Origin of the sequence: Pseudomonas sp. B22(2017) (assembly GCF_002113105.1) — a bacterium.
GTDB classification, from domain to species: Bacteria; Pseudomonadota; Gammaproteobacteria; order Pseudomonadales; family Pseudomonadaceae; genus Aquipseudomonas; species Aquipseudomonas asiatica.
Genome location: NZ_NEJN01000012.1, coordinates 27,434 through 44,538, shown reverse-complemented (window position 1 = coordinate 44,538; position 17,105 = coordinate 27,434). Strand labels below are relative to the sequence as shown.

At 62.9% G+C, this 17,105-nt stretch carries 12 protein-coding genes; 7 read left to right on the top strand and 5 right to left on the bottom strand.

The features are described 5' to 3' along the window. The first annotated feature begins 257 nt into the window (after positions 1 to 257). From aceE to CAG18_RS21010, 5 genes are all read left to right on the top strand, one after another. Entirely contained in the window at positions 258 to 2,903 is a 2,646-nt protein-coding gene (gene aceE, locus CAG18_RS21030) for a pyruvate dehydrogenase (acetyl-transferring), homodimeric type (protein WP_003258640.1), read from the top strand. 13 nt (positions 2,904 to 2,916) lie between these two features. Then, positions 2,917 to 4,557, top strand: coding sequence for a dihydrolipoyllysine-residue acetyltransferase (gene aceF, locus CAG18_RS21025; RefSeq protein ID WP_085721469.1), 1,641 nt, complete (start codon positions 2,917 to 2,919; stop codon positions 4,555 to 4,557). A 282-nt stretch (positions 4,558 to 4,839) separates the two neighbouring features. Beyond that, positions 4,840 to 7,530, top strand: coding sequence for a bifunctional diguanylate cyclase/phosphodiesterase (locus tag CAG18_RS21020; protein ID WP_085721468.1), 2,691 nt, complete (start codon positions 4,840 to 4,842; stop codon positions 7,528 to 7,530). 168 nt (positions 7,531 to 7,698) lie between these two features. Then, positions 7,699 to 8,367: a peptide-methionine (S)-S-oxide reductase MsrA gene (gene msrA / locus CAG18_RS21015; protein ID WP_003257532.1), complete on the top strand. Its 669-nt coding sequence runs from the start codon at positions 7,699 to 7,701 to the stop codon at positions 8,365 to 8,367. 3 nt (positions 8,368 to 8,370) lie between these two features. Beyond that, the gene (locus CAG18_RS21010; RefSeq protein WP_061550870.1) at positions 8,371 to 8,994 is read left to right on the top strand and encodes a glutathione S-transferase; all 624 of its coding nucleotides are present in this window, start codon (positions 8,371 to 8,373) and stop codon (positions 8,992 to 8,994) included. A gap of 131 nt (positions 8,995 to 9,125) precedes the next feature. Here CAG18_RS21010 and creD read toward each other — a convergent pair whose 3' ends face one another. From creD to CAG18_RS20990, 4 genes are all read right to left on the bottom strand, one after another. Next, entirely contained in the window at positions 9,126 to 10,454 is a 1,329-nt protein-coding gene (gene creD, locus CAG18_RS21005) for a cell envelope integrity protein CreD (RefSeq protein WP_085721467.1), read from the bottom strand. A gap of 190 nt (positions 10,455 to 10,644) precedes the next feature. Beyond that, a complete protein-coding gene (creC, locus tag CAG18_RS21000; protein WP_085721466.1) occupies positions 10,645 to 12,081 on the bottom strand; it encodes a two-component system sensor histidine kinase CreC in 1,437 nt (478 codons plus the stop codon). Then, a complete protein-coding gene (gene creB, locus CAG18_RS20995) occupies positions 12,081 to 12,761 on the bottom strand; it encodes a two-component system response regulator CreB (protein WP_085721465.1) in 681 nt (226 codons plus the stop codon). Before creB ends, creC begins: the two co-directional genes overlap by 1 nt. Before the next feature lie 240 nt (positions 12,762 to 13,001). Further along, a complete protein-coding gene (locus CAG18_RS20990) occupies positions 13,002 to 13,502 on the bottom strand; it encodes an ATP-dependent zinc protease (RefSeq protein WP_015268670.1) in 501 nt (166 codons plus the stop codon). A gap of 182 nt (positions 13,503 to 13,684) precedes the next feature. Here CAG18_RS20990 and CAG18_RS20985 point away from each other — a divergent pair, with 182 nt between their 5' ends. Both CAG18_RS20985 and CAG18_RS20980 read left to right on the top strand, forming a co-directional pair. Then, a complete protein-coding gene (locus CAG18_RS20985; RefSeq protein WP_039613201.1) occupies positions 13,685 to 14,572 on the top strand; it encodes an acyltransferase in 888 nt (295 codons plus the stop codon). A gap of 245 nt (positions 14,573 to 14,817) precedes the next feature. Further along, positions 14,818 to 16,167 carry an APC family permease gene (locus CAG18_RS20980; protein ID WP_085721464.1) on the top strand — a complete coding sequence of 450 codons (1,350 nt, stop codon included), beginning with the start codon at positions 14,818 to 14,820 and terminating at the stop codon, positions 16,165 to 16,167. A 214-nt stretch (positions 16,168 to 16,381) separates the two neighbouring features. Here CAG18_RS20980 and CAG18_RS20975 read toward each other — a convergent pair whose 3' ends face one another. Continuing rightward, positions 16,382 to 16,963 (bottom strand): DUF2780 domain-containing protein, encoded by a 582-nt coding sequence (locus tag CAG18_RS20975; protein WP_013970525.1) that lies wholly within the window; start codon positions 16,961 to 16,963, stop codon positions 16,382 to 16,384. Between the last annotated feature and the right edge of the window lie 142 nt (positions 16,964 to 17,105).

Genomic DNA, 17,105 nt, shown 5'->3' with positions numbered 1-17,105 from the left:
GAATTACCCGTTCGCGACACAATGCCAACCAACATGAACGTTTTTCCTCACAAGCCAACATGCGACGAAACGTCGCACAAATGTAGTTTTACTACTACTCGTGTCGTGTAAAAGCATGAAATGCGAAAGCAAATGTAGTAAAACTACACGGCGCCGGAGGACACCCCGGTAATCCAAGAATTCACGACGTCTGCCCATAAGGCCAGTCGCAATCTCAGGCAATCGATTCTGGTTGCCTTTCCGCCCTGGAGCAAGCCATGCAAGACCTCGATCCAATCGAAACCCAGGAATGGCTGGATGCCCTGGAGTCGGTCCTCGACAAAGAAGGCGAAGACCGCGCTCATTACCTGATGACCCGTATGGGAGAGCTGGCCACCCGTAGTGGCTCCCAGCTGCCGTATGCGATCACCACGCCATACCGCAACACCATCCCTGTCACCCACGAAGCACGCATGCCTGGCGACCTGTTCATGGAACGCCGCATTCGCTCGATGGTGCGTTGGAACGCCCTGGCCATGGTCATGCGTACCAACCTGAAAGACTCGGACCTGGGCGGACACATCTCCAGCTTCGCCTCCAGCGCCACCCTGTACGACATCGGCTTCAACTACTTCTTCCAGGCCCCGACCGAAGAACACGGCGGCGACCTGATCTTCTTCCAGGGCCATGCTTCGCCAGGCATCTACGCCCGTGCGTTCATGGAAGGCCGCATCAGCGAAGACCAGATGAACAACTTCCGTCAGGAAGTGGACGGCAACGGCCTGTCTTCGTACCCGCACCCATGGCTGATGCCTGACTTCTGGCAGTTCCCGACCGTTTCGATGGGTCTGGGCCCGATCCAGGCCATCTACCAGGCACGTTTCATGAAGTACCTGGAAGCCCGTGGCTTCATCCCGGCCGGCAAGCAGAAGGTCTGGTGCTTCATGGGCGATGGCGAGTGCGACGAGCCGGAATCCCTGGGCGCAATCGCCCTGGCCGGCCGCGAGAAGCTGGACAACCTGATCTTCGTCATCAACTGCAACCTGCAGCGCCTCGACGGCCCGGTTCGCGGCAACGGCAAGATCATCCAGGAACTCGAAGGCGTGTTCCGTGGCGGTGGCTGGAACGTCAACAAGGTCGTGTGGGGCCGCTTCTGGGACCCACTGTTCGCCAAGGACACCAACGGTGCCCTGCAGCGCCGCATGGACGAAGTCATCGACGGCGAGTACCAGAACTACAAAGCCAAAGACGGCGCGTACGTTCGTGAGAACTTCTTCAACACCCCAGAGCTCAAGGCCATGGTCGAAGACCTGTCCGACGAAGAGATCTGGAAGCTCAACCGTGGCGGCCACGACCCGTACAAGGTCTACGCGGCGTACCACCAGGCGGTCAACCACAAGGACCAGCCTACCGTCATCCTGGCCAAGACCATCAAGGGTTACGGTACCGGTGCCGGCGAAGCCAAGAACACCGCGCACAACACCAAGAAGGTCGACGTCGACAGCCTGCGTCACTTCCGTGACCGCTTCGACATCCCGGTCAAGGATGCCGACCTGGAGAACCTGCCGTTCTTCAAGCCGGAAGAAGGTTCTGCCGAAGCCAAGTACCTGGCCGAGCGCCGTGCTGCCCTGGGCGGTTTCGTGCCACAGCGCCGCGCCAAGAGCTTCAGCGTACCGACCCCGCCACTGGAAACGCTGAAAGCGATCCTGGACGGCTCGGGTGACCGCGAAATCTCCACCACCATGGCCTTCGTGCGTATTCTGGCGCAGCTGGTCAAGGACAAGGAAATCGGCCAGCGCATCGTCCCGATCATCCCGGACGAAGCCCGTACCTTTGGTATGGAAGGCATGTTCCGCCAGCTGGGCATCTACTCGTCGGTCGGCCAGCTCTACGAGCCAGTCGATAAAGACCAGGTGATGTTCTACCGCGAAGACAAGAAGGGCCAGATCCTCGAGGAAGGCATCAACGAAGCCGGCGCCATGTCGTCGTTCATCGCTGCCGGTACCTCGTACAGCTGCCACAACCAGCCGATGCTGCCGTTCTACATCTTCTACTCGATGTTCGGCTTCCAGCGTATTGGCGACCTGGCCTGGGCCGCTGGCGACAGCCGCACCCGTGGCTTCCTGATCGGCGGTACTGCCGGCCGTACCACCCTCAACGGTGAAGGCCTGCAGCACGAAGACGGTCACAGCCACATGATGGCGGGCACCATCCCGAACTGCCGCACCTATGATCCAACCTACGGCTACGAGCTGGCGGTGATCATCCAGGACGGCATGAAGAAGATGACCGAAGAGCAACAGGACATCTTCTACTACATCACCGTGATGAACGAATCCTACCAGCAGCCAGCCATGCCGGCCGGTGTCGAGGAAGGCATCATCAAGGGCATGTACCTGCTGGAAGAAGACACCCGCGAAGCCGCGCACCACGTGCAGCTGATGGGCTCCGGCACCATCCTGCGCGAAGTCCGCGAAGCAGCGAAGATCCTGCGTGAAGAGTTCAACGTCGGTGCCGACGTGTGGAGCGTCACCAGCTTCAACGAACTGCGTCGCGACGGCCTGGCCGTGGAACGCGCCAACCGCCTGAAGCCTGGCCAGAAGCCACAGCAGACCTATGTCGAGCAGTGCCTGAACGGTCGCAAGGGCCCGGTCATCGCCTCCACCGACTACATGAAGCTGTTCGCCGAGCAGATTCGCCAGTGGGTACCGAGCAAAGAGTTCAAGGTCCTGGGTACCGACGGTTACGGTCGCAGCGACAGCCGCAAGAAGCTGCGTCACTTCTTCGAAGTCGACCGCCACTTCGTGGTGCTGGCTGCCCTGGAAGCCCTGGCTGACCGCGGCGAGATCGAACCAAAGGTTGTTGCAGACGCTATCGTCAAGTTCGGTATCGACCCGGACAAGCGCAACCCACTGGACTGCTGAGGAGTATTTTTAAGTGAGCGAACTCATTCGCGTACCTGACATCGGCAGCGGTGAAGGTGAAATCATCGAGCTGTTCGTCAAGGTCGGTGATCGTATCGAGGCTGACCAGAGCCTGCTGACCCTGGAGTCCGACAAGGCCTCCATGGAGATCCCGGCCCCGAAAGCCGGCGTCATCAAGGAACTGAAGGTCAAGCTGGGCGACCGCCTGAAAGAAGGCGACGAGCTGCTGGTCCTGGAAGCCGAGGGCGCCGCTGCAGCGGCCCCTGAGGCTCCGGCCGCCGCTCCGGCCCAGGCTGCTGCGCCGGCTCCGGCCGCCGAAGCCGCCCCTGCCCCAGCTCCGGCAGCAGCCCCGGCTGCCGCCAGCTTGCAGGACATCCACGTGCCGGACATCGGTTCGTCGGGCAAGGCCAAGATCATCGAAGTGCTGGTCAAGGTCGGCGACACCGTCGAAGCCGACCAGTCGCTGATTACCCTGGAGTCCGACAAGGCCTCCATGGAAATCCCGTCGCCGGCTGCCGGCGTGGTCGAAGAAGTCCTGTGCAAGCTGGAAGACGAAGTCGGCACTGGCGACCTGATCTTCAAGCTGAAAGTCGCGGGCGCTGCCCCGGCTGCTGCTCCGGCACCTGCCGCTGCTGCCCCGGTCAAGGCTGAAGCGGCTCCGGCCGCCGCACCTGCCGCTGCAGCCCCGGCTGCTGCCCCTGCACCGGTTGCTACCGCACCGGCTGCCGGTAGCAACGCCAAGGTTCACGCAGGCCCGGCGGTTCGTCAGCTGGCCCGTGAATTCGGCGTCGACCTGGGCGCGGTTGCCGCGACCGGTCCGCACGGCCGCATCCTGAAAGAAGACGTGCAGGTCTACGTCAAGGCGATGATGCAGAAGGCCAAGGAGGCACCGGCAGCCGCCGGCGCAACCGGTGGCGCCGGCATCCCGCCAATCCCTGCCGTGGACTTCAGCAAGTTCGGTGAAGTGGAAGAAGTGGCCCTGACCCGCCTGATGCAGGTCGGTGCTGCCAACCTGCACCGCAGCTGGCTGAACGTGCCGCACGTGACCCAGTTCGACTCCGCCGACATCACCGAGCTGGAAGCCTTCCGCGTTGCGCAGAAGGCCGTGGCCGAGAAGGCTGGCGTTAAGCTGACCGTGCTGCCCCTGCTGCTCAAGGCCTGCGCCTTCCTGCTCAAGGAACTGCCAGACTTCAACAGCTCGCTGGCGCCAAGCGGCAAGGCCATCATCCGCAAGAAGTACGTGCACATCGGCTTTGCCGTGGACACCCCGGACGGCCTGCTGGTCCCTGTGATCAAGAACGTCGACCAGAAGAGCCTGCTGCAACTGGCTGCCGAAGCGGCTGCGCTGGCCGAGAAAGCCCGCACCAAGAAGCTGTCGGCCGACGAGATGCAAGGCGCCTGCTTCACCATCTCCAGCCTCGGCCACATTGGCGGCACCGGCTTCACGCCGATCGTCAACGCGCCGGAAGTGGCGATCCTGGGCGTCTCCAAGGCGACCATGCAGCCAGTCTGGGATGGCAAGGCCTTCCAGCCGAAGCTGATGCTGCCGCTGTCGCTGTCCTACGATCACCGTGTGATCAACGGCGCTGCCGCCGCGCGCTTCACCAAGCGCCTGGGCGACGTGCTGGGCGATATCCGCACCATGCTGCTGTAAGGCAGCCCGCTGCCCCTCCCTGCGAGGGGCAGTATGCTTTTCGAGCTGCCACGCTCGTACCTCAACCCCGTCGATTGGCGGGGCTTTTTTTTGCCTCGCATAAGGCACATTGGGGCCGCAAAGCGGCCCCGGAAATATCAGCCAGACTACAGATTCCCACCCACCAGCCGATAACCCGTCCACAGCATCACGCATGGCTGCTTGCCAGCCCCCGGGACATGATGCAACCTTGCCAGACCTGCCGCCCCCAAAGGCCGCGTTTCCTCTTCAAGCGAGTCTTCGATGAAAAGCCAACCCGATGCCGCCAGCCGTGTGGCGGCCGAGGTCGTCACGCAGTTACCCGTGCCCTCGCGGCTCGGCATGCTGCGCTTCGAAAGGCTCAACGAAGCCACTTGGGCCATGCTCTACCTCGACCCGGCCTGCGAGCGCCAGTTCGGCCTGCACGCTGGCGACCTCTGCGCCCTGGTAGACGCACCCTATGCCAGCCTGATGGAACCCGAGGCCCGCTACCGGCTACACGACGAGATCCAGCTGCAACTGGCCCAGCGCGGGTACTACCGCGTGCGCTACACCTTGCACACGCCAACTGCTTCGCTACGCCTGCTGGAGGCTGGGGAAGCCTACAAGCAGCACAACCGCCATCTGTTGCGCGGCTACCTGAGCGTGCTCGACGACCTCGCCGAAGATACCAGCGAGGCCGGTGCCAGCGACCTGGAATCGCGCAACAACCGCCTGCAACTGGCACTGCAACTGAACCAGCGCGCGCAGCAGGAACAACTCGAGCACCTGGAGCGGGTACGTGGCCAGCAAGACCTGATCCTGCGCCTGGCCCGCCAGCGCTACAGCGCAGGCAACTCTCTGCGGGAAGCCGCCCAGCTGATTACCCAGAGCGCCTGCGAAATCTACAAGGTCGATATTGCGAGTATCTGGCACCTTGAAGACCAGCGCCTGGAGCCGATCATCGCCTGGTACCGGGACACGCAAGAACACCGCCAGCCCAATGCCATCGATGCCAGCCGCTTCCCCGACTACCTTGACGCGTTGCACGCCAGCCGCGCCATCGACGCCCACAATGCCAGCCACGACCCGCGGACCCGCGCCCTGACGCAAAGCCTGTGCCCGGATAACAAGGCCATGCTCGATGCCAGTATCCGTGTCGATGGCCAGGTCGTCGGCGTGCTGTGCCTGGAACAGACCGGCCAGACACGGGCCTGGCAGTCGGACGAAATCGCTTTTGCCGGCGAACTGGCCGACCAGTTCGCCCAGGTCATCACCAACCACAACCGGCGCACCGCCGCCAGCGCCCTGCACCTGTTCCAGCGCGCAGTCGAGCAAAGCGCCAGCGCCTTCCTGCTGGTCAACCGCGACGGTGTGGTGGAATACGTCAACCCCAGCTTTACTGCCATCACCCAGTACAGCACCGAAGAAGTGCAAGGCCGCCACCTGGCCGAGCTGCCAGCGCTGGAGAACCTGAGCGAGCTGCTGTTCGACTCGCCGTCGAGCCTGGCCATGGGCAACAGCTGGCAGGGCGAGTTCAAGAGCCGGCGCAAGAACCTCGAACCCTACTGGGGCCAGCTTTCGATTTCCAAGGTATATGGCGACAACCGTGAGCTGACCCACTACATCGGCATCTACGAAGACGTCACCCAGACCAAGCTGGCCCAGCAGCGCATCGAGCGCCTGGCCTACACCGACAACCTGACCAACCTGGGCAACCGCCCGGCGTTCATTCGCAGCCTGGACGAGCGCTTTGCCCGTGATGGCGAATACTCGATGTGCCTGCTGCTGGTGGACATCGACAACTTCAAGCGCATCAACGACAGCCTCGGCCACCAGACCGGCGACAAGCTGCTGATCAGCCTGGCCCGGCGCCTGCGCAACAGCCTGCACTCGGGCGGTATCCTGGCGCGCTTTGCCAGTAACGAGTTCGCGGTACTGCTCGACGATACAAGCCTTGAAGATGGCCAGGGGGTCGCCCAGCAATTGCTGCGCACCCTCGACAAACCGATGTTCGTCGACAACCAGCTGATCAACGTCACCGCCTCGGTGGGCCTGGCCTGCGCGCCACTGCATGGCGCCGACCCGGCCAGCCTGATGAAGAACGCCGGCCTGGCGCTGCACAAGGCCAAGGCCAACGGCAAGCATCAGGTGCAGGTGTTTACCGAAGTGCTCAATGCCGAAGCCAGCTACAAGCTGTTCGTCGAGAACAACCTCCGTCGTGCCCTGACCCAGAACGAGCTGGAGGTGTTCTACCAGCCCAAGCTGTGCCTGCGCAGCGGCCGCCTGTTGGGGCTGGAAGCGCTGCTGCGCTGGAACCACCCTGAGCGCGGGATGATCCGCCCGGACCAGTTCATCAGCGTGGCGGAAGAAACCGGCCTGATCATCCCCATCGGCAAATGGGTGGTGCGCCAGTCGTGCCGCATGAGCCAGCAACTGCGCGAAGCCGGCATGGGCAACCTGCATGTGGCCATCAACCTGTCCCCCAAGCAGTTCTCCGACCCGGACCTGGTGGCATCGATCAGCACGATCCTCGAGGAAGAAGCCCTGCCCCCGCACCTGCTGGAGCTGGAGCTGACCGAAGGCCTGCTGCTGGAAGCCACCGAAGATACCCACCGCCAGCTGGATGAACTGAAGGCCCTGGGCCTGACCCTGGCCATGGACGATTTCGGCACCGGTTATTCGTCGCTGAGCTACCTGAAGAAGTTTCCGATCGACATCCTCAAGATCGACCGCAGCTTCATCAACGAGATCCCGGACAACCAGGACGACATGGAAATCACCTCGGCGGTGGTAGCCATGGCTCACAACCTCAAGCTGAAGGTGGTGGCCGAGGGTATCGAGACGCCGGAGCAGCTGGCGTTCCTGCGCCGGCACCGCTGCGACGTGGGCCAGGGCTACCTGTTCGACCGGCCGATTCCGGGGCGCGAGCTGGCTGAACGGCTGAAGCGCTATCCGCGTGGCCCAGTGGCCTGACAGCCGCGCAAACCTCGGGCACTATAGAGCCCATACGGGCCCTATCGCCGGCAAGCCAGCTCCCACAGGGACCGCTCATATCTCAAAATCTGTGATATCCCTGTGGGAGCTGGCTTGCCGGCGATGGCCCCACCACCTATCCAACTGAATAAACACAGAGGAACGGCCATGGTCCTGCGTTCGGAAATCCTGGTGAACAAAAACGTCATGCCAACCGCGGAACAGGCCCTGCCTGGCCGTGAAACGCCAATGAGCCTGCCCGAGTTCCACTACGTGTTCAAAGACACGCCGCTGCTCGGCCCTTTCTTCGAAGGCGCCATCGACTTCGCCATCTTCGGCCTCGGTTGCTTCTGGGGCGCCGAGCGTCGCTTCTGGCAACGTGAAGGCGTAGTCAGCACCGTGGTCGGCTACGCAGGCGGCTTCACCCCCCACCCCACCTACGAGGAAGTGTGCTCGGGCCTGACCGGCCACACCGAAGTGGTGCTGGTGGTGTTCGACAAGGACAGAGTCAGCTACCGCGAGCTGCTGGCGATGTTCTGGGAGCTGCACAACCCGACCCAGGGCATGCGCCAGGGCAACGACATCGGCACCCAGTACCGCTCGGCCATCTACTGCACCAGCCCTGAACAGCTGGAACAGGCCAAGGCCAGCCGCGACGCCTTCCAGGCCGAACTGAGCAAGGCCGGCTTCGGTGAGATCACCACCGAAATCGACCAGGCACCGACCGTGTACTTCGCCGAGGCCTACCACCAGCAGTACCTGGCCAAGAACCCGGACGGCTACTGCGGTATCGGCGGTACCGGCGTGTGCCTGCCACCGAGCCTGCAGGGTAACTGAAGTATGAGCACGATGACTCTGTTCCACTCGCCGTTGTCGCCTTTCGTGCGCAAGGTCATGGTGGTGTTGCACGAGACCGGCCAACTTGAACGCGTGCAGCTGCAGCCGGTGAACATCAGCCCGGTCAGCGGCGACCCACAGCTCAACCAGGACAACCCGATCGGCAAGATCCCGGCCCTGCGCCTGGAAGACGGCACCGTGCTGCATGACAGCCGGGTGATCTGCGAGTACCTCGACCTGCAGCACGTCGGCCTGCCGCTGCTGCCGCGCGAAGGCTCGGCACGCTGGCGGCGCATGACGCTGGTGTCGCAGGCCGATGCCATCATGGATGCGGCGGTGTCGAGCCGCTACGAGAGTTTCCTGCGCCCTGTAGACAAGCGCTGGGATGGTTGGCTGCAGGCACAGGGCGACAAGATCCGCCGTAGCCTGGCCAATCTGGAGCAGGAGCATTTGCCCGAGTTGATGTCCGGGTTCGACCTGGCAGCGATTGGCGTGGCCTGTGCGCTGGGGTATCTGGATTTGCGCCAGCCCGAGTTTGGCTGGCGTGAGCACCAGCCTGGCTTGGCTGCGTGGTATGCCGAGGTGGCCAAGCGGCCGTCGATGGTGGCAACAGCACCGGCAGCCTGACAGGCCCATTCGCAGCACAAGGCTGCTCCCCTGTAGGAGCAGCCTTGTGCTGCGAATGCCTCACCTCGGTATCACAGGAAACAACTGCCCGATCCTGAGGGCCAACCACCGCCCGATCTCTCTGTCCTCCCTCATGCCACCCTCCCCACCCGGGCCCAATCCAGCCGCCGGGTCAGCACCATGAATACCCCCAGCAGGCCAAAGCACAGCAACGAGCCCATCAACAGCGCATAGTCCTCGGCACTCAGCAGCCCGTACAGCAGCGCATACAACGCCGCCAACCCCACCGCAAAGCCCACCCCACGCCCCAGGCTGCGCAGCACATGGCTCAGGTAGAAGCCGATCAGCAGCACACACGCCGAAGCTGACAACCCATACGCCAAACCAAAGCCGATGTGCTCGGACAACGACAGCAACAGCAGGTAGAAGAAAGCCAGCGCCACCCCCACCAGGATGTACTGCACCGGGTGTACGCTGAGGTTCTTCAGTACTTCGAACAGGAAGAAGCCGGCGAAGGTCAGGGCGATGAACAGCAAGGCGTACTTGATCGCCCGCTCGCTCTTCAGGTACTGGTCCACCGGGTCGACGAAGGTGACACCGAAGCTGCGCTCGCTGAAGTCCGCACACTGCCCGGCGGTGGCGCACTGGCGCAGGGCGTCTTCGAGGTTGGTGGCAAAGAACGAGGTCTGCCAGTGGGCACTGAAGCCGTGGGCGTCGATATCGCGGCGACTGGGCAGGTAGTTGCCGACGAAGCTTGGGTGCGGCCAGTTGGCGCGCAGGTCCACGGCGCTGGTGCGGCCCACCGGCACCACGTGCAGCTGGCCGGTGCCTTGCAGTGCGAGATCGAAACCGTAGCTGAATTCACGCGCCTGCAGGCCGTCCAGCCCCGGCAGGCTGGCGTGCACGCCGCCGCGCATCCAGTCGAGCCGGGTACCGGCTTCGAACGGTACTTTCTGCTCGCCGATGCTCAGCTCAAGGCCGTTCTCGATGCCGCGGATATCGCTGATACCCACCACCAGGAACGGCTTGTCGAAGCGGTAGTCGTCGAAATCCTTGTCGATGCCCCAGCGTTCCGGGAGCTTGAAGCGGCCACTGATACGGCCCTTGGCGTGGAACAGCCGGGCCTGGTAGATGCCACGGGCGCGCAGTTCGGTGTCCACGCCCAGATCGGCGTCGAAGGTTTCCGGCAGGAAGTACAGGTGACCGGCAATGGTGCTGGTTTCTTGCGTGCGCTCGCCGTCCTTTTCGATCCAGCGGCGCTGGTACTTGCGGTAGGGCACCACCAGCAGCGGGCCGCTGAGTTGCTGATCGAAGCTGGCGCTCTGGGCGATATCGCGCAGCACAGTGTCGCGCAGGGCCTGGCGTTCACCGATCAGGCCGCTGATCAGCAGTAGCGGGACGAGCAGCAGCAACATCAATACGGCGATCATGCCGAGTTTGAAACCGAGGGTCTTGTTCATGGGGCCTCCTGTGGCAGTGGGCGCAGTGTCTGCGCCTTGCGTGGAGGCCTCGGGGAGATGGTGTGGAGATTGTGTGTTTTTGGGGCCGCTTTGCGGCCCATCGCGACACAAGGCCGCTCCTACAGGAGGACGCGCGCTCTTGTAGGAGCGGCCTTGTGTCGCGATGGGCTGCGCAGCAGCCCCGGCAATGTCAGCTGATACGCCGCACCGGCAGCCACAACCTCACCCGCACCCCACCATCGACGTTATCCACCGCCAACGCCCCGCCATGCAGCTGCATCACCTCGGCCACGAAATTCAGCCCCAGCCCGGTACTCTTGCGCCCACTCCCCGGCCGCGGCAGCGAGTAGAACCGCTCGCTCACCCGCCCAATGGCATAGGCAGGTATCGCCTGCCCCTGGTTGAACACACTCAGCGCCACCCGCTCGCCATCGAGCTCCAGGTCGAACAGCAGCGCGCCGCCCTCCGGGGTGAAGTCCAACGCGTTGTCGAGCAGGTTGGCCAGCGCCTGGCGCATCAGAAACGGGTCACACAACAGGCGCAAACCAGCCGGCACCCGCTGACGCACCTGCAGATCGGCACCTTCGATACGCGCCGCATGGGCCAACAGCAACTCGTCCACCAATGCCGCCAGCGCCACCTGCTGCTCATCCTCCAGCGCCTGCATCTGCTCGACCCGGGCCAGGTTGAGCAGGCGTTCGATCATCTGCTGCAAACGCTCGCTCTCGCGCTCGATGTTGCCGGCAAAGCGCGCCCGCTGGTCAGCCGGCATGTCATCGCCCTGCAACAGCTCGGAAGCGCCACGAATGGCCGCCAGCGGGCTTTTCAGCTCGTGTGTCAGGGTATGCACATACCGCTCGACATAAGCCTTGCCTTCCAGTTGGGTGCGCATGCGCTCGACCGCCTGGGCCAGGTGAGCCAGTTCACCACCCTTGTAATGCGGCAGGGCGGCGCGCTCGCCCTCGCTGACCGCCTGAGCGTAGCGGGCCAGCCGGCGCAGCGAGCGCGCCAGCCACCACGACAACGCGGCACCGATCAGCAGGCCCAGGCCGATCAGCCCCAGCCCCAAGGTGAGCAAGCGCCGTTCTGAGCGGTCGATGTACGGTTGCAGCGAGCTGTTGGGCTTGGCCACGGTGACCACGCCGATGATCTTGCCATCGTCGATGATCGGCGCGCCTACATGCATCACCGAGGTGCTTTCATCTTCGGGGTCGCTGCGGGTGGAACGGGCGCCATACTGGCCACGTAGGGTCAGGTACACGTCATTCCACTTCGAGTAGTCCTTGCCCAGGTCCTCGCCGCTGGAGTCCAGCAGTACGGTGCCCTTGGCATCGGTGACGTAGATGCGGTGGCTGACCTGGTTCTTGGCCAGCCCCCAGATCTGCGCACCCGGGCTGCGCGAGCCGTAGGCCTTGAGCACTTCGGGCAAGCGGCTCTGGTTCAGGGTGCCGGCCTTGACGTCATCGTGCAGGATCTCGGCCAGCAGGTTGGCGGTGTCCACCAGCGTTTCTTCCGAGGACTGTCGCACTACCGGACGGATCTGTTCACGCACCGTGTTGAGCAGAAAGTAGCCCGCCAGCCCGACGAACAGGAAGTACACCAGGAAGATCCGGATGCCCAGGCGCATCAGGCATGGTCCGGGCTGTAGCTGTAGCCGAGGCCACGGTGGGTCTGGATCGGTTCGGCGTCGCTGGCCACCTGGCGCAGCTTGGCGCGCAGGCTCTTGATATGGCTGTCGATGGTGCGCTCGTAGCCCACGTCAGAGGCCACGCCCACGGCGTCCAGCAGCTGTTCGCGGCTAAATACCCGGTGCGGTTGCTCGAGCAGGGATTGCAACAGGCGGAATTCGTGGCGGGTAAGGGGAAGAGGCTGGCCGCGGTAGGTGATCTGCATGCGCAAGGTATCGAGCTGGAACAGCGTGGTCTCGACAGCTGGCTCGACCCTGGGGCCCATGCGCTTGAGGATCGCCCGTACTCGCGCCGCCACTTCACGCGGGCTGAAGGGTTTGACCACATAGTCATCTGCGCCGATTTCCAGTCCCACCACCCGGTCGATTTCGCCGTCGCGGGCGCTGAGGAACATTACCGGTACTTCGCTGAAGCGGCGCAGCTGACGGCAGGTTTCGAAGCCACTGATATCGGGCAGGCCGATATCGAGGATGACCAGGTCGGCCGGGCGCTGGCGCTGCTGGTCGAGGGCGGCGCTGCCCAGGGTTACCCATTCGGTGCTATGGCCGTCGGCCTGCAGGGCATAGACCAAGGTGTCGGCGATGGCGGCTTCGTCTTCGACGATGAGGATGTGGGGCATGGCGTCCGGGCCTGTGCAGATATCTATGGCGACGCACTATTGTGTAGGAGCGGCCTTGTGTCGCGAAAGGGCCGCAGAGCGGCCCCGGCGATTTCTGCATCAGCGCTGAGATCGTGGGGCCGCTATGCGCCCCATCGCAGGCAAGCCAGCTCCCACAGGTACCGCGCAGCCCACAAGGACACGCGCCATCCCTGTGGGAGCGGGCGTGCCCGCGAAGAGGCCGGTACAGGTGGCTTGCGATCAGCAGCCTGGCTTGCCAGCAGTGAACTTCTTGGCCGGGTTGACCGCCGCCTTGAACTCGCGCAAAGCCTTGGAACCCACCAGCAGCGGGTAGTTGAAGCTGCTGCGGTCCACCAGGTTGACCTCGACGGTGCGCTTCACGTCCCCCAGGCACAGCTCCAGGTCAACCACCGGGCGCTTGGAGATTTCCGGCGCATCGCCTTCCTCCTCTTCATCGGCACGGCCCTTGATCTTGCTGATGCGCGAGACCTTGTGCTCGTACACCTTGCCGTCCGAGTCCTTGGTGGCCAGGCGGAAGCGCACCCACTCGTCGCCATCACGGGTGAACAGTTCGATATCCTTGGCCGACAGCGACGCGGTGAAGGCACCGGTATCCATCTTGGCTTTCAGGGTTTCGCCCAGTTCGGGCAGGGCTATGTTCTCGTAACGGCCATAGATTGTGGGCTCGGCGGCCATGACCGGCAGCGCCAACAACGACAACAGGGCAAGCAGAGGTTTCACAGGCAAGCTTCCTTGAGGAGGGTCAGTGCTTAGACTGCACTGGCAGGATAGGTTCGCTGTCACAAGCCTATCCAACATAATGTGAAACATTTGTCCTCGCCGCAGGGCACTGGAAATTTGGCGTAGGGCACGGCCCTGCTTATCATTGCCAACCGTTTATCTCCTACAACAAGAGTCTCTTTATGCGTCGCCTGCTGACCGGCATCCTCACTACCACCCTGCTGCTGCTCAACACCCTGGTGTTGATCTGCCCGCTGCTGGTCTTCGCCCTGCTCAAACTGGTGCTTCCGGGGCGTGGGCGTGACTATGCCTCGTGGGCGGTGATGTGGGTGGCCGAGACCTGGTCGGAGATCGACAAGGCCATCTTTGCCCTGTGCATTCCTACCCAGTGGGATATCCGCGGCGTCGAGAACCTGCGCAAGGACACTTCGTACCTGGCCGTCAGCAACCACCAGACCTGGGTCGATATTCCAGCGCTGATCGAGAGCCTCAACCGCCGTACACCGTTCTTCAAGTTCTTCCTGAAGAAGGAGCTGATCTGGGTACCACTGCTGGGCCTGGCCTGGTGGGGGCTGGATTACCCGTTCATGAAGCGCTACAGCAAGGCGTTTCTGGAAAAGCACCCCGAGCTGAAGGGCAAGGACCTGGAAATCACCAAGGCTGCTTGTGAACTGTTCAAGCGCCAGCCGGTGACCGTGGTGAACTACCTGGAAGGCACACGCTTCACCGAAGCCAAGCGTCAGCAGCAGCAATCGCCGTACCGCTACCTGCTCAAGCCCAAGGCTGGTGGCGTGGCGTTCGTGCTGGCGGCATTGGGCGAGCAACTGGATGCCTTGCTGGATGTGACCATCGTCTACCCCGGCAACAAGGCGCCTGGTTTCTGGGATTTGCTCAATGGCAGCATCAGCCGGGTGATTATCGACATTCGTGTGCGTGAACTGGACCCGATGCTGTGGGCGGGGGATTACGAGAATGATGCTGAGTTCAGGCAGACCGTGCAGGGCTGGGTGAACCAGTTGTGGGTGGAGAAGGACTTGCGGATCGAGCAGCTGCGGGTGGAGATGGGCTGAGATTTCCATTGCCTGACCAGGCCTCTTCGCGGGTAAACCCGCTCCCACAGGTACTGCGCAGTACTCAAGACCTGTAAGCCCCCTGTGGGAGCGGGTTTACCCGCGAAAAGGCCGGTACAGGCATTACAAGAATCCGATTAAAAACCTGGCTAATAATCAGCATTAGGATTACTTCTTTGTCACACCCCACCTAAGTGGATAAAAATCGACCAAAGCACAACTACAAAAATGCTCTGGATCGAACGATGGCCAACCCACCCAGCTCCACCCCCGTCCAGCTCCGCCGTGTCCTCGGCCTGCCCGCCCTGGTGTTCTTCGGCCTGGTGTACATGGTCCCGCTGACCATTTTCACCACTTACGGCATCGTCACCGAACTTACTGGTGGCCGCACGGCCGGTGCCTATATCGTCACCCTGGTGGCCATGCTGTTCACCGCCACCTCCTACAGCTTCATGGTCAAACGCTTCCCGGTCGCGGGCTCGGCGTACTCCTACACCAACATGGCCTTCGGCCCGAACGTAGGCTTCCTGGCCGGCTGGTCGCTGCTGCTCGACTACCTGTTCCTGCCGATGATCAACTACCTGCTGATCGGCCTGTTCCTGAACATCGCCTTTCCGGCCATCCCCGCGTGGTCGATCGCGCTGGCCTCGATTGCCCTGGTCACGGTGCTCAACGTGGTCGGCATTCACTCTGTGGCCAAGACCAGCAACCTGATCGTCGGCGCACAGATCGTCTTCATCGTGGTGTTCGTCGCCCTGTCCTGCCAGTCCCTGGCCGGCCAACCGCTCGACCTGCTTTCGCCACTGCTGGGCGACGGTTCGCAGCCAGGCTTCGGCGCGCTGATGGCTGGTGCGGCGGTGCTGTGCCTGTCGTTCCTCGGCTTTGACGCTGTCTCAACCTTGGCCGAAGAATGCCGCGATGCCCGCCGCGATGTGCCACGGGCAATCATCCTCACCACCCTGTTCGCCGGGGTACTGTTCACCGTGCTGGCTTATGTAAGCCAACTGGTAGTGCCGGGCACCACCTTTGCCAATGCCGATGCGGCGGCCAGCGAGGTGATGTTCAAGGCGGGCGGGCAGTTCCTGGCCAACTTCTTCACTGCGGCCTATGTGGCCGGCAGCCTTGGCTCGGCGCTGGCCTCGCAGGCGGCGGTGTCGCGCATTCTGTTCACCATGGGCCGTGACAAGGTGCTGCCGCAGCGAACGTTCGGCTACCTGTCACCGCGCTTTGGCACGCCGGTGTTCGCCATTCTGCTGGTTTCGGCGTTCTCGTTGCTGGCGTTGGTGATCGACCTGGCGACCCTTGCCTCGCTGATCAGCTTTGGTGCGCTGGTGGCGTTTTCGGCGGTGAACCTGGCGGTGGTGAAGACCCACCTGGTGGACGATGCCTCGCAGCGCAGCCTCAAAGGGCTGCTGAGCTATGGCCTGGTGCCGCTGGTGGGGTTGGGGTTGACACTGTGGCTGTGGACCAGCCTGTCGGCGCTTACCTTGGTGATTGGCCTGTGCTGGTTTGCGCTGGGTCTTGCGTACTTGGCAGTACTGACCGCCGGCTTCCGCCGCCCGGTACGCCTGGTAGACTTTACGGAAGCGACCTGACAGGACGCGATTCCGTGTTTGCGGGATACACCATTCTCATGGCCTGCGCTGGCCTTTGTAGGAGCGGCCTTGTGTCGCGAAGGGCCGCAAAGCGGCCCCAGGATTTCAGCGTCACCACACAGATTGCCGGGGCCGCTTCGCGCCTCTTTCGCGACGCAAGGCCGCTCCTACAGGTACAGCGTAAGCCTTCAAGGCTGTGATGCTGGCAAAACCCTCAGACCGAAGGTCGAGTCAATGGAGCAGGAGTGGTCCACAAACTCCCCAGGTTCTGCAACAACGACCCAGCAATCCCCTGCTGCCCCAGGTACTGCAGCAGCAACGGCGCAAACTGCCCGATCATCCCGGTATCCATCCCCAGCGCCTTGAACGCATTGTCCAGGTCGCTGCGGTTTTCCACATTGTTGCCCAGCGCATTGCTCAAGGCCGACTGGCTCTCGCTGTTCTTGCCCAGCAGCTCACCCAGGCCACTCAAGCCACCCAGTGCATTGGCCCCGGCAAGCAGGTCCAGCCCTGGCACGGCCTTGGTCAATTGGCCGTAGTCGTCGCTGCTCAGGTTGTTGCGCGCCAGCCCAAGCATGGCCCCCGCCCCGCCCACGGCTTGCTCCGGGGTGATATTCAATTGGCTGCCCAAGGTATTGAGCAGGTTTGCCTGCGCCTCGGGTGCCTGCACCTGGCCTTGCTGGCTTTGATTCTGGTTCTGCATGGCCGACACGGCGTTGGCGGCGTCGCTGAGGTTGAAGGCGAACACCGGGCTCGCGGCCAGGGTCATCAGGGTTGCCAGGGTGAATGCTTTCATCGGGGGGGGACCTCGTGGGCCGGGATGGCGTGGGAAACGAGGGGTTTGACTCACGGTTTTGGGGTTTGTTCCAGCCGTTCGTTACCTAGCAGAATTGCTAGTTGTCACCATCTAAACATGGCGCGCAATTTAAAGCGCCATC

Excerpts from the sequence above, each read along its gene's own strand:
- msrA (WP_003257532.1), top strand. The coding sequence starts at position 7,699 with ATGGTCCTGCGTTCGGAAATCCTGGTGAACAAAAACGTCATGCCAACC.
- CAG18_RS21010 (WP_061550870.1), top strand. The coding sequence starts at position 8,371 with ATGAGCACGATGACTCTGTTCCACTCGCCGTTGTCGCCTTTCGTGCGC.
- CAG18_RS20980 (WP_085721464.1), top strand. The coding sequence starts at position 14,818 with ATGGCCAACCCACCCAGCTCCACCCCCGTCCAGCTCCGCCGTGTCCTC.
- creD (WP_085721467.1), bottom strand. The coding sequence starts at position 10,454 with ATGAACAAGACCCTCGGTTTCAAACTCGGCATGATCGCCGTATTGATG.
- CAG18_RS20985 (WP_039613201.1), top strand. The coding sequence starts at position 13,685 with ATGCGTCGCCTGCTGACCGGCATCCTCACTACCACCCTGCTGCTGCTC.
- creC (WP_085721466.1), bottom strand. The coding sequence starts at position 12,081 with ATGCGCCTGGGCATCCGGATCTTCCTGGTGTACTTCCTGTTCGTCGGG.
- CAG18_RS20975 (WP_013970525.1), bottom strand. The coding sequence starts at position 16,963 with ATGAAAGCATTCACCCTGGCAACCCTGATGACCCTGGCCGCGAGCCCG.
- aceE (WP_003258640.1), top strand. The coding sequence starts at position 258 with ATGCAAGACCTCGATCCAATCGAAACCCAGGAATGGCTGGATGCCCTG.
- CAG18_RS21020 (WP_085721468.1), top strand. The coding sequence starts at position 4,840 with ATGAAAAGCCAACCCGATGCCGCCAGCCGTGTGGCGGCCGAGGTCGTC.
- creB (WP_085721465.1), bottom strand. The coding sequence starts at position 12,761 with ATGCCCCACATCCTCATCGTCGAAGACGAAGCCGCCATCGCCGACACC.